The 24,736-nt window shown below is 57.5% G+C and carries 19 protein-coding genes and 1 pseudogene; 13 read left to right on the forward strand and 7 right to left on the reverse strand.

Annotated elements, in window-relative coordinates:
* Positions 1-649: 649 nt before the first annotated feature.
* Positions 650-2,503, reverse strand: coding sequence for a hypothetical protein (locus NKI72_RS26955; protein WP_352851309.1), 1,854 nt, complete (start codon positions 2,501-2,503; stop codon positions 650-652).
* A gap of 328 nt (positions 2,504-2,831) precedes the next feature.
* Here NKI72_RS26955 and NKI72_RS26960 point away from each other — a divergent pair.
* From NKI72_RS26960 to cysQ, 10 genes and pseudogenes are all read left to right on the forward strand, one after another.
* Positions 2,832-3,430, forward strand: a pseudogene (locus tag NKI72_RS26960) (integrase core domain-containing protein); the annotation flags it as partial.
* Between the two features lie 331 nt (positions 3,431-3,761).
* Positions 3,762-4,241, forward strand: a complete 480-nt coding sequence (locus NKI72_RS26965) for a hypothetical protein (RefSeq protein ID WP_352851310.1) — start codon at positions 3,762-3,764, stop codon at positions 4,239-4,241.
* A gap of 443 nt (positions 4,242-4,684) precedes the next feature.
* Entirely contained in the window at positions 4,685-5,572 is an 888-nt protein-coding gene (locus NKI72_RS26970) for a tyrosine-protein phosphatase (RefSeq protein WP_352851311.1), read from the forward strand.
* Entirely contained in the window at positions 5,572-6,363 is a 792-nt protein-coding gene (locus NKI72_RS26975) for a polysaccharide biosynthesis/export family protein (RefSeq protein WP_352851312.1), read from the forward strand. Before NKI72_RS26970 ends, NKI72_RS26975 begins: the two co-directional genes overlap by 1 nt.
* A 47-nt stretch (positions 6,364-6,410) precedes the next feature.
* On the forward strand, positions 6,411-8,789 hold the full coding sequence (locus tag NKI72_RS26980; protein WP_352851313.1) for a GumC family protein: 2,379 nt from the start codon (positions 6,411-6,413) through the stop codon (positions 8,787-8,789).
* Positions 8,677-9,930, forward strand: coding sequence for a hypothetical protein (locus NKI72_RS26985; protein ID WP_352851315.1), 1,254 nt, complete (start codon positions 8,677-8,679; stop codon positions 9,928-9,930). Before NKI72_RS26980 ends, NKI72_RS26985 begins: the two co-directional genes overlap by 113 nt.
* On the forward strand, positions 9,927-11,246 hold the full coding sequence (locus tag NKI72_RS26990) for an O-antigen ligase family protein (protein ID WP_352851316.1): 1,320 nt from the start codon (positions 9,927-9,929) through the stop codon (positions 11,244-11,246). Before NKI72_RS26985 ends, NKI72_RS26990 begins: the two co-directional genes overlap by 4 nt.
* Before the next feature lie 341 nt (positions 11,247-11,587).
* Complete coding sequence (gene cysD, locus NKI72_RS26995) at positions 11,588-12,493, forward strand: sulfate adenylyltransferase subunit CysD (RefSeq protein WP_352464033.1); 906 nt, start codon at positions 11,588-11,590, stop codon at positions 12,491-12,493.
* A gap of 2 nt (positions 12,494-12,495) precedes the next feature.
* Positions 12,496-14,433 carry a sulfate adenylyltransferase subunit CysN gene (gene cysN, locus NKI72_RS27000; RefSeq protein ID WP_352851317.1) on the forward strand — a complete coding sequence of 646 codons (1,938 nt, stop codon included), beginning with the start codon at positions 12,496-12,498 and terminating at the stop codon, positions 14,431-14,433.
* 10 nt (positions 14,434-14,443) lie between these two features.
* Positions 14,444-15,232 carry a 3'(2'),5'-bisphosphate nucleotidase CysQ gene (cysQ, locus tag NKI72_RS27005; RefSeq protein WP_352851334.1) on the forward strand — a complete coding sequence of 263 codons (789 nt, stop codon included), beginning with the start codon at positions 14,444-14,446 and terminating at the stop codon, positions 15,230-15,232.
* Between the two features lie 272 nt (positions 15,233-15,504).
* Here cysQ and NKI72_RS27010 read toward each other — a convergent pair whose 3' ends face one another.
* Complete coding sequence (locus NKI72_RS27010; RefSeq protein WP_352851318.1) at positions 15,505-16,326, reverse strand: class I SAM-dependent methyltransferase; 822 nt, start codon at positions 16,324-16,326, stop codon at positions 15,505-15,507.
* A gap of 444 nt (positions 16,327-16,770) precedes the next feature.
* On the opposite strand from NKI72_RS27010, the gene NKI72_RS27015 reads away from it, so the two are divergent.
* Both NKI72_RS27015 and NKI72_RS27020 read left to right on the forward strand, forming a co-directional pair.
* Positions 16,771-17,016, forward strand: coding sequence for a type II toxin-antitoxin system VapB family antitoxin (locus tag NKI72_RS27015; RefSeq protein ID WP_352851319.1), 246 nt, complete (start codon positions 16,771-16,773; stop codon positions 17,014-17,016).
* Positions 17,016-17,165 (forward strand): hypothetical protein, encoded by a 150-nt coding sequence (locus tag NKI72_RS27020; RefSeq protein WP_352821751.1) that lies wholly within the window; start codon positions 17,016-17,018, stop codon positions 17,163-17,165. The genes NKI72_RS27015 and NKI72_RS27020 overlap by 1 nt, the downstream gene beginning before the upstream one ends.
* On the opposite strand, the gene NKI72_RS27025 is transcribed toward NKI72_RS27020, so the two are convergent.
* Entirely contained in the window at positions 17,162-18,748 is a 1,587-nt protein-coding gene (locus NKI72_RS27025) for an adenylate/guanylate cyclase domain-containing protein (protein ID WP_352851320.1), read from the reverse strand. The genes NKI72_RS27020 and NKI72_RS27025 overlap by 4 nt on opposite strands.
* 672 nt (positions 18,749-19,420) lie before the next feature.
* On the opposite strand from NKI72_RS27025, the gene NKI72_RS27030 reads away from it, so the two are divergent.
* Positions 19,421-19,654 carry a DUF6429 family protein gene (locus tag NKI72_RS27030; protein WP_352851321.1) on the forward strand — a complete coding sequence of 78 codons (234 nt, stop codon included), beginning with the start codon at positions 19,421-19,423 and terminating at the stop codon, positions 19,652-19,654.
* A gap of 345 nt (positions 19,655-19,999) precedes the next feature.
* On the opposite strand, the gene NKI72_RS27035 is transcribed toward NKI72_RS27030, so the two are convergent.
* The 4 genes from NKI72_RS27035 to NKI72_RS27050 all read right to left on the reverse strand — a co-directional run bounded on the left by NKI72_RS27035 (position 20,000) and on the right by NKI72_RS27050 (position 24,733).
* Positions 20,000-20,548 (reverse strand): class I SAM-dependent methyltransferase, encoded by a 549-nt coding sequence (locus NKI72_RS27035; protein WP_156948240.1) that lies wholly within the window; start codon positions 20,546-20,548, stop codon positions 20,000-20,002.
* 124 nt (positions 20,549-20,672) lie between these two features.
* The gene (locus NKI72_RS27040) at positions 20,673-21,494 is read right to left on the reverse strand and encodes a PA3715 family protein (RefSeq protein WP_352851323.1); all 822 of its coding nucleotides are present in this window, start codon (positions 21,492-21,494) and stop codon (positions 20,673-20,675) included.
* A gap of 362 nt (positions 21,495-21,856) precedes the next feature.
* A complete protein-coding gene (locus NKI72_RS27045) occupies positions 21,857-22,357 on the reverse strand; it encodes a GYD domain-containing protein (RefSeq protein ID WP_352851324.1) in 501 nt (166 codons plus the stop codon).
* Between the two features lie 75 nt (positions 22,358-22,432).
* Positions 22,433-24,733: a mannose-1-phosphate guanylyltransferase/mannose-6-phosphate isomerase gene (locus tag NKI72_RS27050; protein ID WP_352851326.1), complete on the reverse strand. Its 2,301-nt coding sequence runs from the start codon at positions 24,731-24,733 to the stop codon at positions 22,433-22,435.
* Positions 24,734-24,736 lie beyond the last annotated feature (3 nt).

Below are 24,736 nucleotides of genomic sequence, written 5' to 3' on the forward strand. Positions count from 1 at the left end.
CCGCAGAAGCCTGGATATACGTCGCTCACATTCGCCTGCTCACCCGCAGGCTCGCAAGAAGTTGATATCAAAACACTCTTTTTGATTCAGGCTCTTAGACTATGGAGCATTTCAGCTCTTGAACTGCATCCCGCTCGGAGGAGTTCACGTTGACTGCAAGAGCCTGGATCACAGTGTTCATTATCGCGCTCCTCTTCGCGTTGGCTTTTGGGGCACTGTCTGTTTCTCAGATTAACAAGCGGATCGCCCGTGTCCCGAAGGCGGACGTTCCGACTGCTCCATTTACCGGAAGACTGTCTATCGTTTCCATAAGAGACATCAGAGTGGGTGGGTACAATGTGGTTTTGTGTGGCGTTTCGTCTGAGTCTCGTTTGGGACCAGTGGGCTTAATAACCGAGGCTGCTCGAACAAGTTACGAGCAAAGTGTTGTGACCTGCCGTCCTGTCGGGAGCGGCACGCCTTGCGACGGTAAAGTCGGTCTCAAGTTGGGCAGAGCCCTGGTCGTTCAGTGTTTTACGTCTTCAGGCGTCGATCTCGCAAAGGAGTTTTCGGAGAAGGGGTTCCTGTGCCAGTTGCCTTCGCAATCATGGGGTGGGTATGTGGCTTGCCCAAGCCAATGATGCGAGCCCTCGTGGAGGTGCGCTCACATCTAGATTGGTCGTGGCTGACCTTCAAAGATAGCTGTCCAATTTATCAAAGTGTCTCGCAAGCCGGTGACAGTAACCTCGACGGCATTGAGGTGTCTCGAAACTGACACTTGGGGAGGAGCCTCTAGTGCAAGCGGATCATAGTCAGAACCAATCATCTGCAAACTAATCAGAGTGCAGCCAAAGTTATTGTTTAGGCACGCTGCTCTGCGCACCCCGGAGAAGACAACGTTGCGGGCGCCATCTACGCCTTCAATTACAATGTTGATCGTGGCTAGAGTGTCGGTAGGTAATTGCACAACCGTTTGAAGGCCCCGTGCTTCACCCCCGAATGTCAGCGGCTTGCTCGAATCGGTCGTGGTCTGGGTACAAGTGCGGGGATTGCCATACGCGAGATCGGTTGAGAAATCGGGGATTGGCTGGAAATTGGTTCCATGGGTGCAATTCTTCATGACCACGATTGAGCTTGCGCTCGTGCTTGGTCGGCCGATCCAGTGTGTTAGTACGAATGTATTCTCCGCGAAGTGAACGTTTTCTAAAAAGAGGATCCCGCGAGAACCGCCGTCCTGGTTGCGGACAATAAAGGTTGGATTGGCGGCGCTGTTAGTGGTCAGATGTGCGTTGCGGACCGAGAGAACTCCCCCTGTCTGTTCAAACATCGTGACGTTTTGATTTGGCTGTGCTTCGGTAAGGCCGTCAAAAATCACGCTCCCCGATCCGATCATTTTGAGCAGTCGCTTGGTGCCTTGTTCGATTCGGACATTGCGGAAGCTGTTAACATAAAGATTGTTGCCGATTGCAGCCAGTTCAAAGCACCAGTTGATAATCCCACAGCCCGCGAGATTACCGTTTCTCACATCGACATTCCCGCCTCGTTCAAAAAGGGTGACCCGATCAATAAAATTGCAAGAGACATGATCCAGAACGAAGTTGAGACCCTGATCATTCATGACGTGAATGAAGGTGTCGACGTTCTGAACGACGCATTTTAAGAAATGCATACCAGCACAAGTGGCATCGCCCCGACTGTTTGCAAACTTTACTGCCGTGTCGAAGTGCTGAAACGAGCATTCGACGTAGAGACTTTCGCCAGACCCAAACGCTTTGGTCGTCTGGAGCCAGTGATGACATATGCCGGCGCGACTAGTAGCTTTCAGTGAAGGCTTGCCGACGAAAGACAGTTGTTCGAACAGCAGCCCGAGTTGCCCATCCAATTCCATCAGGCTTCCGCCCCCGATGCCGTTCCATACTATGGTCGATTTGGAGCTTGTTGCTCTGGGTGAAAAAGCATTGGACGTCTCCATTCCCTGCCCACGCAATGCTCCGCCGCCATACGGTGTCAACTTAGGATATGCGATCGTCTTGTCGACGAGAACGGTACCTGCGGGGACAAACCCGTTCGGACCGATTTCGATGACGGAAGCCAAGTCGCCGCCCAGCATGTTCGGAGTGATGATCTCCTCCGCTAGTTCCCACCATGCGCCATCGGCGCTTTGAAATTTGCCGTGATGTCCTGGTTCAGTGTCGGCCTTTTTATACAGCGCGCCGCCGCCATCGCCGGATCGCGCGTATCCAGCCAGCCGCAGAAACTGTTTTGCGAAGGGAATGCTGCTGTCTTCTGCGACGGCCTTGCTGGCAAAATCTGCAACACCGCTGGCCGAGATTGCAGCATCGGCTGCATCCATCACCTGTTGAAGCACTAGGTTGATGTTTTCAGTGGTTGCGATCCGGGCGGGCCCTTGATCGACAGGCAGCTGGGCTGCGGCTGAAGCCTCCGACACAGCAGCGCTCCAACTTACACTCCATGGTGCTAACGCCGCCCACCTTGCAAATAGACGGCGGGAGATGTTTTGCATGATCTCTTTCTCTCCTACAAGATTCGGTTGGGGGATTATGGCGCACCAATGGGCGATAAAATGGCTGATTCAAGATCGAGTCGTCTTGCCGCATATGCGGCGGTCCTCGGTTGGATCAGGGTCGGGGGGTGCATCCGAGCGAACCCGCCGTCCCATCGGACATTCCAGAACCTCGAGCCGGTCTGCGTAGCCAGCTGTCGAGACGTCCAAATGGACGTCCGTTTTGCCGTCTGCTCCCACGTAGGCTCTCCGTCTCTCGCGATCGGGGGGATTCTTCGCACATTCACCTCATGCGCCGCACGAGGGGAGCGCCGTGGCGCTTACCCTCTTCCACATTGATATCGCGGAGGTTCGAACCGAACAGGGCAAGCTACACATGTTCGTCGCCATTGACCGAACCTCGAAGTTCGCCTTCGTCGAACTGCACGAGAAGGCTCCGACAGCCATTTCCAAAGTTCCAAAGAGTTTCTGCTACGCCTGATCGCGACCGTCCCCTACAGGATCCACACCGCTCTCCCCGACAACGGCATCCAGTTCACCACGCCAGGCGCTGGCGTTCGGCCGTTCCGCTGATCAAGGAGGCAATCGCAAATGGCGAGATATTCCGGGCTCATGCCTTCGAATACGCCTGTGCCAAGAACGATATCGAACATCGAACCACAAAGCCAAAGCACCCCTGGACCAACGGTCAGGTCGAGAGAATGAACCGGACATCAAGGACGCAACCTGCAAGCGCTTTCATTACGACGATCACGACCAACTGCGTCGGCATCTTGCCGACTTCGTCGCGGCCTACAATTTGGCCGCAGGCTGAAGACCCTCAAGCGCCTCACGCCCTACGAGTTCGTCTGCAAGGTTTGGACCGCACAGCCCGAACGCTTCAAGTTTAATCCGCTCCAGCAAATGCCGGGATTTCTAAACATCTAAGCGCGCGGCAGGCAGCCCTCCTGGCAGGCTCGCCCTATAGATCTTGGCTCCAACCTCATAGCTTCGGCGGACCTCTGCGCACGACCCTTAGACGCGGCCAACGCCAGAAGGAACGCCGGATTGACTCGCTCGCAACCGCGCTATTGCGGGCGGCAACAAAGATCATACATTTCAAAGTTCTAATGGTGTGTTCAATCCACCACACCGAAACCAAAAATTATCTCGCATTTGCGAAATGAGTTGGAATTGGCGAAAAAAGCTGTTACGCGCTTTTGAGTATCCTAGCGGTTGGGTGGGCCTCAGATAACGTGGGACAGAAGGATTGATGCGGATGAACCTACTTGTGAAAAGTGCGTTGGCCGGAGTTGTTGTGTTGGCCGGCTTCGCCCCGGTGTCGTCTTTCGCGCAGGATGCATCGTGCACCTGTGCAACTGCCTATCAGGGCTCAAATCCGATTGGCTCAATCGGGCACGTCAATGGCAACGTGATGGTCTCCCAGGTGGCTGGCTACGGCCCGGCGCAGGCAGGGGGCGCGCTGGATTTCGGCAGCCGCGTCGTGGTCGGTGCCAAGGGATCAGCTTCAGTTAATGTTGGCGGCTGCAATTTGAGCGTCCCGGCCAATTCGACTCTTGATATCTCCCGCGTTGATAATAGGATTTGCGTAAACGTTCTCGGTTCCGAGCACACCGCCCAAGCAGGCAACTCCACGGGTACTTCCAACAACACGCCGCTCTTTATATTCGGTGGCATGGCTCTTGGGGCCGGTGTTCTGGCGGCAACGGCGGATAAAGATCACGGCGTTAGCGACTAAGTTGGCGGTAGGCGACCTGGGCAGCGGAGGCGGGCGGCGTTCTTGCTGTGTAGCTGTTGTCGGTGCAGAACTCCCTTGATCTGCAGGTCGGCACATTGGTCGAGTCGCTCGAGCCGAGCGGCGGATGTCTGAGGGTGGCGGATATGCCGGGATGATGGCTGGAGCGCCGATCCGTCCCGGCGTTTGCATTCTGACAGGACCGCAATCCTCGGCTTCGACCCGGGTAGGCGCGAATTGCAAGCTCGAAATTCATGCGACGGTCAAACTCGCCCTGCGGGAGGCGGCATGTGCATAGTGCTAGATACGCGAGGCGTCAGTCTTGGCCTTGTTTCAACTCTCTGGGGCGGCGCTGTTATCGGCGGGGCGACACCGATCTTCGGCCCGCATGATGACAACTCTGTCAGCTAGTAGCTGGAGTCCTGCATTCATAGCATTGGATGAGCTTGACAAATGCGTTGCTTGCGGGTGACGCATTTGTTTTTTTGGGTGATGACGTCGCTTCGTTGCAGTCACAAACGCCGATGATCGATCTACATTCCCATATCTTGCCTGGCCTCGACGACGGCTCACCCAGTCTTGCCGAATCGCTGGAAATGGCTCGGCTGGCGGTGGCCGACGGAACGACCCACATGGTCTGCACGCCTCACGTAACGCCTGGCGTATACGAAAACGGAACATCTAATATTGTCCTGGCGGTTCAAGAGTTACGCCAGGCGCTACGTCGCGCCGACATACCACTTGGTCTTTACGTCGGTGCCGATGTTCACATAGCGCCGGATCTTCCGGACCGATTGGCGGCCGGCAGTGTGCCGACTTTAAACCAGTCCCGTTATTTTCTGTTCGAACCGCCGCACCATGTTCTACCTCCAAGGATGGAGGATCTTGCGCTACGCCTCATAAACGCCGGTTTCATCCCGATTCTTACTCATCCGGAGCGTTTGACCTGGATCAAGACGAATTACGACGTTATCGAGAGGTTGAATGCGGTCGGCTGCCTCATCCAGCTTACCGCGGACTCGATTGTTGGTGCTTTTGGACGCACGGCGCTTTATTATTCGGAAAAGCTGATTGACGAGGGCAGGGTGGATATCATCGCATCGGACACTCATAGCGCTACGCGCCGGCGTCCGGGGCTTTCACAGGCTGTTGCTGCTGCAGCCAAGCGATGTGGGGAAGACGAGGCCCTCAACATGGTGTTGAAGCGTCCAGGCAAAATATTGGCGAACCGGCCCATTGAGCCGGTCGGAAAAGCACGTCCGAAAAAACCAAACGCCGGCAACGCCGGCCGTTTTGGAGGATTGGGCCGCCTGTTCAAGAGCGGGACCGCGTAATGACCATTTTTCGTTTCGCAAAAGGCTACACGAGGATGATATTCGTCTTGCTTGCATTAGCTGAGGTGTCGGCGTGCACGAGTACTTCATCGACGACATCGTCTTCTTCGTCGAGTTCGGTCGATGCGCTGCAATTGACGTCGTCATCGACGCAACTTTCGGGCGGCGGCGCTCTGAGCGTAGTGAAGGACCTGCCGCCCCCACAAAACACCCAGAATGGCAGCGAGCAGCCTTTATCTCCGAACGATGTGCTCGAAGTGAATGTGTTCCAGGTCGACAATTTGAGCAGAACGGTTCAAGTCGACTCCAGCGGCCAGATATCGCTTCCACTTATTGGAACTATTGCCGCCGCGGGGAAAACTGTTCGTCAGTTGGAGCAAGAGATCGAGACGGCCTACGGCACCAACTACCTCCAGTCCCCGGATGTGACAATTTTCGTCAAAGAGTCAATTGGGCAGCGCATAACCGTCGACGGCGAAGTCAATAGGGCCGGTATCTTTCCGGTAACGAGCAATTCCTCGCTTCTAGACGCGATCGCTCTGGCCGGAAATTTTAGCCCGGTTGGAGACGCAAGCAAGGTCTTTGTCTATCGCAATATCGGCCAGAATACCTTGGTCGCAAATTACAACGTGGAGGCAATTCGTGCCGGCAAGGCCCGTAACCCGCGGATCTATGGTGGTGACAAGATCGTCGTCTTTGCCTCAAAGTCGAAGATAGCGGTGAACAATCTCAAAGACGCGCTCGGCATAGCCTCCAACGCCGCCAGAATTGCCGTGGTCCCGGGATTATAGATGGCAGCCGGTCAGAATGTAGCCGAAATCTAGGAACACCTCGCACCATGCTCGATCGCAACAGGCAGCACCAAATTGCAGGTCCAGGACATGCCCCGGCTCTGTCCGCTGACCTCTATTATGACGGTGGGCAAAACTACAGCCCTTACGGTCGCGAATTTTCGGAGCAGGAACAGGGCTTCAATCCGCTCAAGCTGCTCTTCTACGTAATCCAGTATAGATGGCTGTTCGTCATGATGGTGGCAGCCGGCCTTGTCGCAGGCCTCATCGTTACGATGATGCAGACGCCAAAATACCAGGCAACAACGCAACTGGAGGTGTTGGTGCCTTCTGCAAAGGTCTTCCAGGACATCGAGGTGGTGTCTGAAAACGCCGACGTGCGCGCCTTTCTCACCGCGCGCGAAAAACTCAAAAGCCGCGCATTGGCGCAGCGCGTCGTGTTTCAATTGGGGCTGAGCGAAAAACCAGAGTTCCTTTTCCCTACGCCGAACTTCTCCCTCTCCAATATCTTCTATCGTGCTTTCGGCATCGCCAAGTCGCCGTCTATCGAACAGAAGACACCGGAAGAACGTGAGGAAATTGCGATAAAGCGCATTCTAGACGACCTCACGGTCAATCTGGTCACCAACACGAGTCTTCTATCGATCACCTTTGTTGATCAGAATCCAAAATATGCAAGTGATGTAGCCAATCAGGTTGCACAGAGCTTTATTGATCAACGCCTCGACCAAACTAGCGAGACCTCGGATCTGGCACGACAATTCATCCAGGAACAGGTTTTGCAAGTAAAGCAAAAGCTTCAGAAATCCGAAGAGGAACTGGTCGCGTATGCCAAGGATGCCGGCATCACGATAACCGGTGACGACAAATCGCTGATAGGGTCGAATATCGAGGCGCTGAACACCGCGCTTGCGACCGCGATCCAGGATCGGCTCGATGCCGGACGTGTCGTGGACCAGATAGACAAAGGCCGCGGATCGAGCCTGGCCCCCGTCCTGGAAAGTGAGGGGCTGCAAAATCTCAGTGAGAAGCTGGCGGATTTGACTGGCCAGTACCAGCAGAAGCTGGGCATTCTCAAGCCCGGCTTTCCCGAAATGCAGCAGCTTCAGTCACAGATCAAAGAGTTGCAGCGGCTCTATAATAACGGCGTGCTTGCCATTACGGATTCACTGCGGCTGAAATATCAGGAGGCGCAGAACAAGGAGGCCGATCTCAAGTCCAAACTTGCTGAGATGGAAAAGCAGCAGGTTATCTTCAACGACAAGAACATCAAATACACAATCCTCAAGCGCGAGGTCGATTCGAACCGGTCACAGTATGATAGTCTTATCGCCAAGCTAAACGAGGTTGGTGTTAGTTCTGAATTGAAGACCCAAAGCGCAGCCGTTGTCGATTTTGCAGCACTTCCTGATCGCCCGTACTCTCCACGTCTCAGCATCAACCTTACTATCGCACTGTTTCTTTTTCTTGTCATCACCGCGTCGATTATCTACATCATAGAGTTGTTGAACAACACTTTCACCAATCCTGAGCAAATCGAAAAGGAGCTCGGGCTGCCGATGCTCGGCATCTTGCCGCTCGTCGACGACCGCGAGCTTATAGCGAGCATCACTGATCAGAAATCCGGGCTCTCGGAGGCTTACCGCTCGCTTCGAACGTCGTTGCAATTCTCGGGTGCCGAAGGAGCACCGCGATCACTGCTGGTTACGAGTTCTGAGCCCTCAGAGGGCAAATCGACCACGTCGTTCAAACTCGGGCAGGACTTTGCAGCACTTGGTGCAAGAGTACTCATTGTCGATGGGGACCTTCGGAAGCCGAATCTTCATCGCCTGTTCGGTCTCGACAACACAATCGGCCTGAGCAATCTGCTGACAAACACTGTTCGCAAGGAGGATCTGGCCAGCATTTTCAGGACGACGAAGTATCCCAACGTCACCGTTCTGACTTCCGGAACGATCCCTCCAAATCCCGCAGATCTGCTCTCCTCTCCGAAGATGGCTCTGATCATAACCAATCTTGGCAAGCGCTTCGATCTTGTCGTCATCGATGCGCCGCCGATCGTTGGCCTATCGGATGCGCCCATCCTCAGCCGGCTTGCTGAAGGCACATTGATGGTCATCTCGACCAATCAGGTGACGCGCAAGTCTGCGAAGGCCGCGTTGAAGCGCATGCGCGCTGCTGGCGCTAATGTTGTTGGGGCCGCGATGTCAAAATTTGCGGTGAACAAGTTCGACTACAACTACGCCTATAAGTATATGAATTATCAATATTACGACTATGGCGCGAATGCTGCGAAAATCGAGGGCAAAGTGGATGATGGAGCAGACCAGCCCGCGTATGCAAAAACTTCGGCGTTCAGGCGTTTGGTTCGTCGCATCCGTTCTAGTATTGGCGGCTTCGTCGATCGGGCTAAGTCGGTTACTTGAAACGGAAACACCAGCGGTTTCTCTTGCGTTGGATCCTCTGAACGCCGATGCTCTGATAAGCGTAATTACCGGTGACCTGAACGATCCCAATGGCGCTCCGGACCTCGAGGCGTTGCTTCATAAGGCTAGGGACGCGCTAAGCTTCAATCTCGCCGACGCACGTCTCTACAGCTTGGTCGGTGAGATCAAATACCGACAAGGCGAGACAGACGAGGCGTACGAGCTGTTCAACCAAGCTCGTAAGTTGTCCAAAACGGAAATCCATGCGCTCCAGAGGTCTATTACCCGCTCGACCGAGACAGGTGATTTGTCACAGGCCGTTGGCGAGATTGACATATTGTTGCGCCGGTGGCCGGACCAATTTCCGGCGATCGGCGATGGCCTACAGGCGATTCTTTCGAATCCTGACGGATATGACGCCATGCTGACAGCAGTCACAGCGGAGGCGCCCTGGCGGCCTAGCCTCTTCGCGGCTCTTGCCAATGACCCCAAGGGCCTGGATTACGCAAACCGGCTGCTGCTCGATTTGAAAGAATCTATCGCACCGCCGAAGCCAGGTGAGCTATCCGGTGTGATAAATGGTTACATCCGCCAGAGGGAGTATGAACAAGCGTATCGGCTGTTTCTTTTCACCCTGTCTGAACAGGAACGTAAGGTAGGCGGATATGTTTTCAACAGCACCTTCGAGCCGATATCTAGAGATAGGCCGTTTGATTGGCAAATTCGCGACCAGTCGGGCCTGGAGGTGACGTTTGCAACATCTCAAAACGCGGTAGAGGGCGAAGGCGGCGCGATAGTCCGATTCTTAAATACGCCCGTGAAGAATTCGGCTCTTCAGCAATATATTGAGCTGCCTCCCGGATCCTATAAGCTTTCTCTGATTGCGTCTGCCAGAAACCTCAAGCTTCCAAAAGAACTGTTTTGGTCTGTTAGATGTCCGGCAGGTGAAATGGCGCGCTTGAAGATTCCCGAGGGTACATTCAATCGGCAGACCATTAGCGAGGAGTTTTCAATCGGTCCGGACACATGTCGAATGCAATTGTTGAGGCTTGAGACTTCGGCCATTGCTGAGAGTTGGCGATTTCGCTATGTCGGTACGTTGGTTATGCACAAATTGAGCATCGAGAGAAATCCGTCTTGAGCAATCGGCCATCGGAATGGGATAAATATCTTCTTGGGTCGGTTCTTTTCACATCGCTGCTCATTGGCGGCGGTACTGCGAGCGGCCTTTATACCGATACTCTTATCCAGGTCGTGGCCATCATATCGGCGGCTGCGGTCTTTTCTCAGACCTCCGGCCAAAGGATCCCGCATTCCGTTCTATGGCTGCTCATCTTCGCATTGGCGTTGATTGTGCTCCAGATTCTGCCACTCCCGGCAGCCATATTTGATGGGATTCGTCCGGAACTTTTGCTCGGAGATTCCCGGCTGATTGGAACCGTCCCGTTTCGCTTCGTCAGTGTGGGAGTCGGCCGAACGCTAGAGTGTCTGTTCTTCCTGCTAGCATCAGCGGCATTTTTTTTGAGCGTGTTGCGTTTGCGCGCGGAGCAGGTCAGCGCCCTCCTACCTTTTTTCTTCATAGGTGTTATCTGCAATGGTTTGGCTGGGTCAATTCAGTATTCGCTTTCTGACAACATCGCTATAGTAGGTCTATTGCCTTTCACCATTAACGCGGGGCTATTTGCTAATGTAAATCATTTTTCGGCCTTGCTTTTTGTGTCTATTCCGTTTGTCGTCTACTATGGCCTGTTCCGCGGACATCTTTTGTCGGGATCGGTTGGCTTGATCGCGCTTTTGCTGCTGCTTTTGGCCGCCGGTTCACGCGCCGGCGTTTCGATTGGGTTGGCGATAACCGTATTATCCGTTGTCTTTCTTTCAGCCCGTTCCAGGGCGAGTGGACTTACCATCCTGCTGATTTTCATAGCGCTTACGGTCTACACGATTGGCGCATGGACGAAGATCGATGCGGACGTGATCGATCCAGCGTTCGGGCGCGGAGAATTCGCCCGAACGACAGTTGAGGGGATCAAGGAAAATTGGGCGACGGGCATCGGATTTGGGAATTTTCAAAACGCCTATCAAATATACGAAAGGGAGGGCATGATTTTCAGGCAGTACGTCAATCATGCCCATAATGAATATCTTGAAATAGCTTTCGAAGGTGGAGTTCCGGCTACCCTGCTGATGGGGGGGTATTTCGTGCTGCTTTTGGCTGCATTGGCCAGGGTTCGCCGCGACCCCCTTCAGAAGGCGGCATTTCTCGCAGTCTCTTTTCTTCTCATTCATTCGTTAGTCGACTATCCGCTGCGAACCGAGGCGCTGGCGATGACCTTTGCTTATATGAACGCCATTATCTTTCACAAAGGATTTGCAGAACGCTTTAGCCGCAAGAGTGAGATGATCGAGATCGACCACAACGGTGACAAGCTACTTGTTCCCATCGGAACTTCGTCCTAGCGACCTCGTCGCCACGGCTGGTATAGCCCGAACGTGGCGGACCGCTGTGAGGCGAGCCAGCTTCTGGCTCTCGGGTTCCGAGCCTCAGGCAACGTTTTCCTGCCCCTACCAAGTGCAATCGCTCGCTGAGCAGAAATTTCCCAGTTTACCCCTCTGCATGGAAAATTCATTCCCGAACCATTCGGCCGCAAGCCTGTCTTGCATTGTTCTGGACCGGAACGATCTGCTAGAACGCCCGCACGAGAATAGATTGTCCGGAAGTGCAGTTTGAATCGGGCGGCTGAAGGTCGCCTCCGATGCAGGCCCTTCCGTGGATCGGTACGAAAGAACGCTCGCAGTCCATGAACATCGCACTTACGCACCTTCAGCGGCTTGAGGCCGAATCCATCCATATTTTTCGCGAGGTGGCCGCGGCCTTCGCCAAGCCGGTGATGCTCTATTCGGTCGGCAAGGATTCGTCCGTGCTCATGCATCTGGCGATGAAAGCCTTCTATCCGGCCAAGCCGCCTTTTCCGTTTCTCCATGTCGACACGACCTGGAAATTCCGCGAAATGATCGCCTTTCGCGACCAGATGCAGCAAAAGCTCGGATTCGACCTCCTGGTCCATGTCAATGAAGACGGCGTGCGCGACAACATCAATCCGTTCGATCACGGCTCCAACACCCACACGCATGTGATGAAGACGGTGGCGCTGCGGCAGGCGCTCGACAAATACGGGTTTGACGCAGCCTTCGGCGGCGCGCGGCGCGACGAGGAGAAGTCGCGCGCCAAGGAGCGCATCTTCTCGTTTCGCAATGCCCAGCATGTCTGGGATCCGAAGAACCAGCGGCCGGAGATGTGGAAGATTTTCAACACCCGCATCGCTGCCGGTGAATCGATCAGGGTGTTCCCATTGTCGAACTGGACCGAGCTCGACATCTGGCAGTACATTCTCCAGGAAGACATCCCGATCGTGCCGCTGTATCTGGCCAAAGAGCGGCCGGTCGTCGAGCGCGATGGCATGCTGATCCTGAGGGATGATGAGCGCATGCAGTTGCGGCCCGGCGAAACAGTGGAGAACCGGATGGTGCGGTTCCGCACGCTCGGCTGCTATCCGCTGACCGGCGCGATCGACTCGGAGGCCGACACTCTGGAGGCGATAGTCGGCGAAATGCTCACGGCGCGCACTTCCGAGCGGCAAGGTCGCCTGATCGACCGTGATGAAGCCGGCTCGATGGAAAAGAAGAAGCGCGAGGGGTATTTCTGAGCATGCGCCACATCATGGCCAAGAGCCTCGCCCCGACCGATGGCGTCCGCGACTATCTGGCGGCGCAGGAACGAAAGTCGCTGCTGCGCTTCCTGACCTGCGGTTCGGTCGACGACGGCAAGTCGACGCTGATCGGGCGCCTGCTTTCGGATACCAAGCAGATTTTCGAGGACCAGCTGGCCACGCTCGAGCGCGATTCGCGCAAGCACGGCACGACCGGCGACGATGTCGACTTCGCGCTGCTGGTCGACGGCCTCGAGGCCGAGCGCGAGCAAGGCATTACCATCGACGTCGCCTATCGCTTCTTCGCCACGCCAAAGCGCAAGTTCATCGTCGCCGACACGCCCGGCCACGAACAATACACGCGTAACATGGCGACGGGTGCATCGACCGCGGATCTCGCCATCGTGCTGATCGATGCCCGCCAGGGGGTACTGCGCCAGACAAGGCGGCATTCGATCATCGCCTCGCTGCTTGGCATCCGCCACATCGTGCTCGCCGTCAACAAGATCGATCTTGTCGGCTTCGACGAGGCGGTCTTTGAACGGATCGTCGCGGATTACGGGCAGTTCTCACGTGAACTCGGCTTCCAGACGATCGTGCCCATTCCGATGTCGGCCCGTTATGGCGACAACGTTTCCGGCCGATCCGACAGGACGGACTGGTATTCCGGCCCGACGCTGATCGAACATCTCGAAACGGTGTCGGTTGACGAGGCCGCGGTCGAATTGCCGTTCCGGTTTCCTGTCCAATATGTGAACCGTCCCAATCTCGATTTCCGCGGCTTTGCCGGCACCATAGCGTCCGGATCGGTTGCGCCGGGCGACGAGGTGGTCGCCGCGAAATCCGGCAAGTCCGCCCGTGTCAGGCGCATCGTTTCGCATGGCGGCGACCTTCAGCAGGCTATCGCCGGCCAGGCCATCACTCTTGTCCTCGACGACGAGGTGGAAGTCTCGCGCGGCAATATGCTGGTGTCGCCGGCGGCGCGGCCGCAGGTCGCCGACCAGTTCGCCGCCAACATCGTCTGGTTCGACGAACATGCGCTGCTGCCTGGCCGCTCCTACATCCTGCGCACCGAGACCGACCAGACCAGCGCCACCGTCACCGACCTGAAATACCGGGTCAACGTCAACGACTTTGCCCATGAGGCGGCCAAGTCGCTTGAAATGAACGAAGTCGGCATCTGCAATATCTCGACGCGGTCGCCGATCGCCTTCGATCGGTTTGCCGAGAACCGCACCACCGGCGCCTTCATCCTGATCGACCGCATCACCAATGCAACGGTCGGCGCCGGCATGATCCTGCATTCGCTGCGCCGCGCCGAAAACATCCATTGGCAGTCGCTCGATGTCGGCAAGCGCGCCCGCGCCGATATGAAGAACCAGCGGCCGGCCGTGTTCTGGTTCACCGGGCTTTCGGGCTCGGGCAAGTCGACCATCGCCAATCTGTTGGAAAAGAAGCTGTTCGCCACCGGGCGCCATACCTACATTCTGGATGGCGACAACGTCCGTCACGGCCTCAACCGCGATCTCGGTTTCACCGACGCCGATCGTGTCGAAAACATCCGCCGCGTCGCCGAAGTGGCACGCCTCATGGCCGACGCCGGGCTGGTCGTCATCGTGTCGTTCATTTCGCCGTTCAGCGCCGAGCGGCGCATGGCGCGCGAACTGATGGCCGACGGCGAATTCGTCGAGGTGTTTGTTGACACACCCTTCGAGGAATGCGCCAGGCGCGATCCGAAGGGCCTTTATGCGCGGGCGTTGAACGGCGAGATCAAAAATTTCACCGGCGTCGATTCACCATATGAGGTGCCGGAAAAGCCCGAAATCCATCTCAAGACCCTCGGCAGATCGGCCGAGGAGATGGTGGACGCCCTGGAACACTGGCTGAACGAGCGGGACATTGCCGAAGACCAATATGACAGCGGCGGCGGTATCTGACGACGAAGCGATGCTCGCCGTCTTCGAGCACCTTGCCTTGGCGGCAGGGCGCGAGGTGATGCGCGTCTTTCGTTCCGGCTGTGCGGTCGACCAAAAGTCGGACAGTTCGCCAGTGACGGAGGCCGATCGCGAGAGCGAGAAGATCATCCTTGCCGGGCTGCGCGCCGCATTTCCCGAGATTCCGTGCGTGGCCGAGGAAGAAGCTTCGGCCGGCATCATGGCGCCGGATCTCGGCGACGCCTTCTTCCTGATCGATCCTCTCGACGGCACCAAGGAGTTCGTCAACCGCAGGACCGATTTCACTGTCAACATCGCGCTGGTTCGCCATGGCGTGCCTGAGATCGGCGTTGTCTTCGCGCCTTGCACCGGCCGCTTCTTTTCCGGCCGGCCGGGCAAAGCGGAAACGATCGAGATCAATGAGGACTATGAAATCGTCGATCGCCAGCCGATTTCAGCAAGGGCCGGTATGGTGCCGCTGACCGTCGTTGCCAGCCGGTCCCACAACACGCCGGAAACTGACGCCTATATCCGCGCGCTTGGCGCCGCCGAGATCGTCTCGGTTGGCTCGTCGCTGAAATTCTGTCTCGTTGCCGGCGCCGAGGCGGACGTCTATCCGCGCTTCGGCCGCACCATGGAATGGGATACCGCCGCGGGTGACGCGGTGCTACGCGCCGCCGGCGGCATGACGCGCACGCTGGATGGTGAGCCGCTCGCCTACGGCAAGCGCAACCAGAGTGACGACGATGATTTCGCCAACCCGCATTTCATCGCCAGCGGCAAGGCTGCTCAATCCCCATAGACCTTGGTTGCGCAAACCAAAGGACCGCGTCAGACCTGACCGGCGTTCTTCGGATGCACGACCTATCGCCTCCGGTAAGCGAAGTTCCAGACCGGTGTGAAAGCGCAGGTGTGACGGTGTGACAGTAACTGCTGGCCGCGATCAGAGCTTCTCGGATCGATGATCGAATAGGGAAATTGGCTGTCGGAATGTGCAGCGTGACGCGATCCGCGATGCGCTTGCCCACAGTAGCGATGATCGCCACCAAGGATGGCGTCGGGAACTTCGCGCTCTCAATCCGAATTGTGTTGCTCGGGCCGTTCGGCGATAAAGAGGGTATCGGGGAGAAGCCCAAGACGCTCGCGATCGGCGGCAGGTATACGGTCTGAATGTATTCGAGCGACCGTAAAACCCACGTCCTCGATACGCTCCTTGATATCGGGTCCGTAGGCTCGCACGTGGTCTGATCCGCCGAAGCGCTCGTCGCGCTCACTCCGTGACATGGATGGCGTGGCTTCGAGCGTTTGACGATAGATAAGTGGTACTTGGATCCAGACCTGTCCTCGAGGCTTAAGGGATGACCAAATTTGCCGAAAAGCATGCCGATCGTCAGGTACGTGCTCCATGACATGACACAAGACGACAATATCGAGATCGCTGATGCCGTTCATGTTCATTAGGTCAACCTGCACGGTATCGGGGCCGTACCGTCCGGGCTCGATATCGCCTTTAATGAGGTTGCCCGCCTGAGATAGTCTCTTTGAAAGCCCCTTCTCGCTCGGCGCAATCTGGAGAATTCTAAGCGGCCCCGCCGGAAGCCCGAGAAGCTTACGGTCTAGAGCACAAATCAAAAACCGCTCACGATCCAGAGCATGACAAAGCGGGCAAATAAGCGTGTATCGCCCGAAACGGTAAAAAGCCGCCACACCGCGATCGCAGGCATTGCAGTGATGAGCCTTCCTCGTCGGGAGTAGTGTCAGGGTGAGGGCTCTCAGCCAATCTCCGTACGAATCAAGTTTGCGTGTGACCCGCCGCGTTGTGATACGATCAGCATAGCTGCGAAAAAGAGATAGAAGTCGGCTTCCTCGAGCGTTGTTCCACGATGGTTTCAGCATGTCGGCTTTCTAAGGTTTTTGACCCGAGGACCGATAATTAGCGCCCCCTCATATAACGTCGAGTCAGCGGAGCAGCAGGAGATTCGCCCTGTCATGGCATCGACCGTGATATCGATCAGACCGGCGATCTCAGCCAGCAACTCGTCGAGCCCCGGTCAAGTCCAGACCCAAGCCGATCTCCAATCCCAATACAGGATCGGCAATCTCACAGATCGCGGCCACTCCCGAAAGGTATCCGGAAACGCCGCTTACCGATCACAAATGCTCGGGGTCTGTAAACAACAGGGTTACCGTCCCCATCCAGCCTGCGGCAAGCGAGGCGCAGCCACCAACTCGGTCGGTTGGCGTGGCCGATTCCGTTGGTGCCCCTTCCGGTCGACGCTCCCCGGACCTTCACACGGTGTGCCATATACCGATACACTTGAACGGCTATACGAGGCAGTGATGGCGTTCCACATCAAAAATCCCGAGACCGACGCACTGGCCCGCCGGCTCGCCGCACTTAAGAGGACTGGTCTGACAGAGGCCGTCCATGCCGCGCTCAAGCATGAGCTTGAGCGCGAACAGGCTAGACCGTCCCTCGTAGAGATCGGCGTCAGGTTCTGCCGTGATCTGCGAGCCCGGGGCAAGCCTGATCACGGCAGGCCCGCCGACAAGGCGTTTCGCGACAGCCTGTACGAGAATGACTGATGTTCACCGACGCCTCGGCCCTGACGGCGCTGATGACCAACGAGGATGATGCGCGAACTCCTGGCCGGGACCCGGCGCGCCTGAACGGTGTTGAACCGGACTTTACTTGGCTGGCCACGGTCCAGATTGGATCACGTTCAAGAACCTAAAGTGCGGCGGGCTTGCTCCGGATGGTCAAGGCCAGGAGCGCCTCCGAAAGTCGTTTCTTCGCCCGCTCCACCCCGTTCTCGTCGATTGCCTCAACATCGAGGAACAAGTCGAGACCAGTCGCATGCTCGCTGATGACCTGAGGGCGCTGGGCGAGTTCACCCAGGAGGCCCTCAACTTCGTAGGGGACAACCTCCCGGCTGATCCCCTTCATGGCTATCGGTGCCAATGGACGCGCCCGGACAAGGTCGCGCACCAGCGCGTAAGTCTCATAGCTAAGGCAGATGCCGCCGGGCTCGGCAATCGACTGCAGCCGGGCCGCCAAGTTCGCCTCGGCTCCAATGATCGTGTAGTCCATCCGATCATCGGAACCGAAGTTCCCAACATTGCAATAGCCCGTGTTGATGCCCATGCGAGCTCGGAAGGGCCGTTCAACTCCGCGGTCATGCCACACCCTGTTCAACTGCTCCACCCGACGCTGCATGTCGACAGCCATGCGCAAGCAGGCTCTCGCGTCTTCCTCGACGCCTTGCGTCTCGGGGTCTCCGAAGAACACAAGAAGCGCGTCGCCGATGAACTTATCGACGGTGCCGCCGTGTTTGAGTGCGATCGTCGACATCTCGGTGAAGTACTCGTTGAGGAGAAGCGTCAGGTCCTCGGGCTGGAGCCGTTCCACGATCGCGGTGAAATCCTTGACGTCGGAGAAAAAGATCGTGAGTTTCTTGCGCTCGGTCGCGATGGTGACGTCCTTCTGGCCGCTGAAGATGCTTTTGTAGATTTGAGGCGAAAGGTATTTGGCGATCTTCAATGAAATCGCGGCCAGGAAGTCGTTTGCCTCCGAAAGCTCCTTGTTGATGCCCTGAATCAACGCGGACTGCCGACGCTGCAGGAGAATGAACGTCAGGCCCGCCGCCGCCGCGAAACCGAAATATAGGAGCAGATACTTGAAGGTTAGCACGTTCGCAGCGATAGGCTGATTGACTGATATCTCCTGGATCCCTCGGACATCCCCTACCTTCCAGTCCGTCTTGGGGCTGTCCGGGTGTGAGTTATGGCAGGTCACGCAGACTTGTCCCATTATGACAGGGGCCGCGGCGCGGACCTGCCGGTCAAACAGTGAACCCGAGACCTCGATGATCGGCTCCTTCGGGTTGGCGCGCAAAGCCAAGATTGCATTCCGCTCGAACGCATCGAGCTGGTGGGGCGCGCGACCTTTGAAAGGCAGATCCGAGACGAACCGATATTTGACCGAGCCGTCGTGAGCGCTGATGCGCTTGCCGAGTTCGATCGAGAGGGTTGCTGGAATAGGGATCGCGCCTGGCACGTCCCGGTAGTTGTGCGTCGCGGTCACAACGCCGTTAGCTTGCAGCACGCGTCCCACGACGTCGCTGCCGTAGAATCCGCGCATTTCGTCGATGATGCGGCTGATTTCGCTGGCTTGCCTGCGCAGCATCCGTTCCGATAGGTCTCGGAGGTCGAGCCAGGCTGCGACGGGCAGACCGACAAGGCCGATGACCACTGCCGCCACCAGGAGCGGTCCCATGGTGCGCTGCTGACGCGCAATCTGTTCACCCAGTCCAGCCATTGTGCAAGCGCCCGGCCGTCTTAGTATGTGAACTATAGCTCATTCCCGGCACGGTACCAGAGTCAGTCTTGGCTCGATGAAAACACGTCAGCCCTGCAATGTCGGAACAACCTTGAGCGGTTGTTGCGAAGCCCCGACCGCTCACAGCGGATTTCGCATTCTGGCGCTGGACGGGCGGTGAATCAGGGAAGTAGATGTCGCAACGTCGGTTGTGGCCCGGAATGCGCTCCGCGATACCGCTCAGGGTTAAAAAAATTCACCTCTGGCAAAGTTGAGACTTCTGCGGCCGGAGAGCGCGTCGGAGAAGACAGTGTCCGGCGAAACGTCTCCGCGCGTCGGTCGCGCTATGGAATGGGACACCGCGGCGGGGTGACGCGCGCTGCCGGCAGCATGACGCGCACCTGAATGGTGCGCCGCTCGACTGCGGTAAGCGCAACCTGAGCGAAGACGAGGATTTCGCCAATTCGCATTTCATTGCCAGCGGCAACGCTGCCACGGCCGCTTAGGCATCATGATGAACTCGGATTCCGTCCCGGCTCGTCGCCCCCCAATGACGCCGTCGCGGATGCGACGCCTGAGTGAGGCACTTGTTTTCAGGCGAACGCTCGTGGCGGGGAGTAACCATCCGGTGTGGATCGTGGCAGCGGCGCTTTCGCGTGTTAAACTGCTTGCATGGAGATCGACACCGACAAGATCGACGATGCCGTTCTGGGCCTGCTTTGGCTGACGCTGCATGAAGGGGGGCGCGCCTGGAAGGGGTTGGATTGGAATGCTCTGGATCGCTTGCACGAGAAGGGGCTGATCGCGAATCCGGCAAACAAGACGAAGTCGGTGGTTCTGACAGATGAAGGACTGCGGCGTGCTGAGGAGCTATTCCGAACCCTGTTCACTCGCCCGGCGCCCTGAGCCATGAGCACTGGGCGGGCGCCGAAGAAATGATAGCGCACACGGCTGAATTTCGACACCGGCGGCGCGCTGACCGCAGGCGGGACGGCCGGTGCTCTCGCCGTGACGGCCAACTTGGTATTCGTCACCTACGCCAACGGGCGCATCCAGTCTGTCAAAGCAGTGGCAGAGAACACCGCAGCCGCGGCCCTCAATATCAACGGCATTGTCGCGAGGTCCATCCGCAAGATGCTTTCTGCCGGCGAAACGGCGTTGCCCGGGCCGAGTTGCAGGCAGGCAGCGGGTCTTCGCCCGCTGCTGGCACATGGAATGTTGAAGAGGCAGATTACCACAAGCAATGTGCCATCATGGCTGCGGATTTCCGAAGGCAGGTTTCTCAAGCACGAGCACATGACTACCAAGAGGCGAGGTGTGAGTGCTCTTGACCTGGAACCCCTCGTCAGAAAGCGTTTCGATGAATTCGCCATCTGTTCCAGGCGGAACGCGGGCGACAACGTTCGAGGTGCGCCTCACAATATTGGAAAGCACCCTTCGCGCCTTGCCCGGGCCGATGTTGCGCTGCATGTGCTGATAGACGGCCAGCAGCAGGACGATATCGTATTTCGGTAGAAGGATATTGCCCAGGCGCCGGCTGCCGAGATTCAGGCGATCGAACCGGGCATGCACCGGGGAGCCGCTCAACAACATCTTTGCAGTCTCGATATGCGGCTTGGCAATGTCGATCCCATGGATCGAACTGGGTTTCAGCTTGGATATCTCATAGGCGACCACACCCATATTGCAGCCAACATCGAGAATGGATTTTCCGGCGTAGTCGACCTTTGCGGAGAATAGCCCGTCAAGTCTGTCGTCCCACGTTCCGGCAAAACCCCTTTTGAATCTTGACCACCACAAATCATCAGCTCCTTTGAGAAGAGCCCCCTTGAGCGCCTCCTACCACGAGAGAATTAACGGTCGATACCCGTTCAACTGGAATTGATGACATTGACGAACCAAGGCAGGGACGTGTGCGGCCGCCTCACAACCCCATCACCTTGAGTGCCGCGGGAACCGCATAGCGGCTGCCGTCATAGCGCATCCGGTAGGTACGCTTCACAGGATTGCCAGGATGGGACTGGCATTCGCCATTCTGATCGGGGGAGGGATTGTCTTTATTCGTCCGCTCAACCGCGGTGATATCGTGATAGCCCTGATGGCTCGCCGGGCTCATCGCCAGGCTGACCTGGCTGGAATGAAAGTATCCGGCGCAACTACCATCGCTATCGCCGCCAGAGCCGGCCACCACGAGCCCGTCGAGCACCACGCGTAGCGTATCGCCGGTGAGAGCGTAGAGCCGCAGGTCGGTTTCAGTGAAGGGAGCAGTCAGCGAATGGTGTGCCAGTTCGATGCGCAGGCCGAAGGCGGTTACCTCAGGGGCCAGTGCATAGCGGCCGGTGTCGAATTCCACCTTCTCGATGACAATCATGTCATCGGTCATCAGACCGGGCTGGAGCAGGCGCTGGCGCACCCGCAGGCTCTTTCTATCGACGACCAGAAGCTCGATATCGCCGACATGCAGGTGGTCGCCGTTAGCGCTGTCAATCAGCGGCACTGCGACCAACAGCAGGTCGACATGAGCGGGCCAAATCTTGCAGACCAGGCCGAACGGCGCATCGCTCCCCGGGAGCGTCGAGGCGATGCTGGTATCAGGCTCAAGCGTGAACGAGGTGCCGTCGGCGCTCTTTCGGGCCTTGGGATAGGCCTGCTGCACCAGCGCGGCGGCATCGCCGCAATCGCCGGCCGCGGCCTTGGCGGGCGACAGGCTGGCGAGGGCGGCGCCGAGCAACAGGACAGGCAACACTATTCGCATGGAGTTCTCGCGTCGCAGGGCCGGGCTCGGCCAGGCCCTTCTACGCGAGATTGGTGGCGGCGCACAGGGTGTAGGGAAGTGACGGCTAGCTCCACCCGCTGCGTCAGGACCATAGGTATCCTGGAAAGTTGTAAAGTCCGAGCTCACACTTACGGACGGTGATCATGACAACGCCGCCCGAGCGGCCAATTTTTGCCAATGCTGTTCGATCTACCTGAAACAGATACTGACAATGTGGTCTCGATTGCCTTGTCGCGCTCCGATTAGATAAAGAAACGCTCCGACAAGAAAACTCTACAAAACCGGACCTCGCCGATCCGTCAAGCGCACCCTGTAGGGTGTACATTCCAAAATTAACTCGGCATGACCTCCGTTTCTGACCCCCTGAGCCGGTCGCGTTCGCTGTCGGCGCGGTATTGAAGCAGAACCAATGCCGCGCCTGCTTCGGTTTTCCGAAACCCCAGCGTATCTTTACTTGAGACTTGGCAGAGTGGCACGTTCAATCGGAACCGTTCTGCCTTCAATGTACAGCCAGTCCAATCATCCGGCGGGCTTGTAACGCCGGCAGCCTTTTTGGCAGCTGCAAGCGCCGCATTCATGTCGAGTTCTTCGAGGACAACCAGGTCGTTTATCCAGCCGCTTGCCCGGACCGCCAGTGCTAGGTCCATCCCATCGGCCTGGTCCGGAACCTCGGCATTGATGACAATATCATAGGCGCCGCGAGTAAACATCATACCGGATACCTTGCCACCAACGCTTTCCAAAACCGCCTTGATTGCAGCTTCTCGGTCTGCGCCTTGTATCAATCCCTTGTAGGCATGGGGCGGACAGTTTCCCAGGATTGTCACTTTCATGGGTATTCCTCCCGATCTTGTACTAGTTTCGTTATTGGTCGTTTGACCAACACGGAGCTATGGCGGACACTTGGGTCAGCCGTAACCCTGCATCGCAACGCTTTTGCTCGTATCTAAAGCTGGCAGCGGGAAAGGTTCGATCTGCCCTCCGGTCTTGTCCAGATACTGCATCAAGGCCGTCACGAGGTGGTAGAAAATGCTCGCGGGCACCTCCGTCGCCAGTGACCTTCCGCGCTCGTCAATCCTGTCGATCCACAAGCCTAGCGGTGCGGGATCGATATGCCATTTGAAGAGGCGGGCGACACGAGCTTCGATCTCAGGTTTCAGATCAGGCCCGCCGATGCAGTCCAGGGCGACGGCCGCCTTGACGGCTTCGCATTGCGGCCAGCTGCGGGAGAGCCGGTCGAAGGGAATTCCCTGCCGCGACACAGCTGCATAAGCCAGGCCCGTGGCCCGGTTCAATCCGCTGGCGATCGCCGACGAATAGAGCTTCCTGGCATAGGCTGCCAAGTCTTTCTGCCCGCTTGCCCGCGCGAACTCGACGAGGAGCGAAGCCCATTCGAAGTGGTGCCCTGGTTCGGTCCACTGTCCCTCGTCTCCCTGCAACGGTAGCCAATTGACGTCGAAGTGTTCCCCAAGCGTCCAGCTCTCCTGGTCGAAAAAATGGCACCGGAAGAGATCGACGACGCGTGCCGCCCGTCGGAGATATGCACGCTCGCCGGTGACGTCATGCCAAGCCAGGAAGGATTCCAGCATGTGCATGTGCGGGTTCGAGAACCGCACCCCCTTCCAGACGGGGGTCTCGAGGAAGCCGTTCAGGCTGACGTCCTCGAGATGGGTGTCGATGAAATGGAACGTCTCTTGTGCCAGCTGCAGGGCATCCTGATGGCCGCATCGGTGAGCATGGGCAAGCGCCAGGAGCACGCAGGAATGGTCGTAGGCGTCCTCCGTCGGGTCAGCCACGCTGCCATCGGCATTAAGGGTGCGCACCCAGCCACCGCGTTCGGTGCGGCCGTGTTTGGCGATGAACTCGATGCCGTGGTCGATGAGCTTGTCGGCCGGTCCAACCCAGCCGCGTTCTTTGGCCACCGCGAACGCGTAAATCTGGCGAGCCATCGTCCGCATGCGCTTGGGTTTGTCCAACGGCCTTGCATCAAAACCGAGCGCCTCGTGGAAGCCACCATACGCATCGTCGACACCTGCAGTGGACCACAGCGGCAGGGTTTCGTTGAAGAGCCAGTGCTCGACCCGCTTGCGCCATGACCCGCTGACGATGACCCGGTCTTCCGACGCCGTGAACTTCGTCTCGAGTCGTCCGCTCTTCTCGAGTTGTTCGACGACTTTCTTGACGTTCTGGCTGTGGCTGACAGGAGCGATGAAAACCGCGTCCGGTGTCGTCACCACCGCCACATTTTTCATTCCGACGACTGTCAGCAGTCTGCCCTGGCTCCGGAGATAGGAGTTGCCGCAATCCATGGCGACAACGTCGCCCATTACGACATTGCCGTCGCGGTCCGTCGGGCTGGCTTCGAGCAGCGATTGCCACGATCCGAGGTCGTTCCAGCGGAAGGAAGCCGTAACCATGGCGATGCCACGTGCATGCTCCATGACGGCGTAGTCAATCGACGTCGACGGGACAGCCGAGTAGAGGCCCTGGGGCAGGTAGATGCCCGAGACGTCGGTCCGTGCAGTCTTATGGGCCCGTTCCGCGGTGTCCCAGATGTCCGGCCGGAAGTCGAGAAATGCCTTCCGCATCGTGTCGGCACGAAACAGGAAGATGCCGGCGTTCCAGTAGAACCTTCCCGACGACACATAGTTGCGGGCCGTCTCGGCATTGGGCTTTTCGACAAAGTGTGAAACGGTGGCCACTCCGTCACCAGTTGCCGCAACCTCGATGTAACCGTACCCGGTTTCGGGATGCGTCGGCCTGATGCCGAACACGACAATGCTGCCTGAATCGGCGGCAGGCATGCCCACCTCGACGGTTTCCCAGAATTGCGCTTCGGTCGATATCTGATGGTCGGAGGGCACCACGAGCACAAGCGCGTCCCCGTCATATTCGGAGATCGTCTGCAACGTGGCTATGGCCACCGCGGCGGCGGTATTGCGGCCGACGGGCTCGAAAATCGGTCTGCCGCCGTTCAGGCCGAGCGGACCGATGTCCGAGATGACGCGGTCGGCATGCCGTTCGGAGGCTATCAGATAGATCGGCGTCTCGCCGTCCGAGCGCGCCTTGAGGCGTCGGACAGTGTTCGCAAGCATCGAGCCGTCGCCCGAAAGGTCGTGGAATTGCTTGGGATTGTCTTCGCGCGAGAGCGGCCACAGCCGTGACCCGACGCCCCCGCTCATGACAAAACTTACGATCCGCTCCGGCATGCC

It is taken from the genome of Mesorhizobium sp. M0437 (assembly GCF_040321335.1).
Taxonomy (GTDB): domain Bacteria; phylum Pseudomonadota; class Alphaproteobacteria; order Rhizobiales; family Rhizobiaceae; genus Mesorhizobium.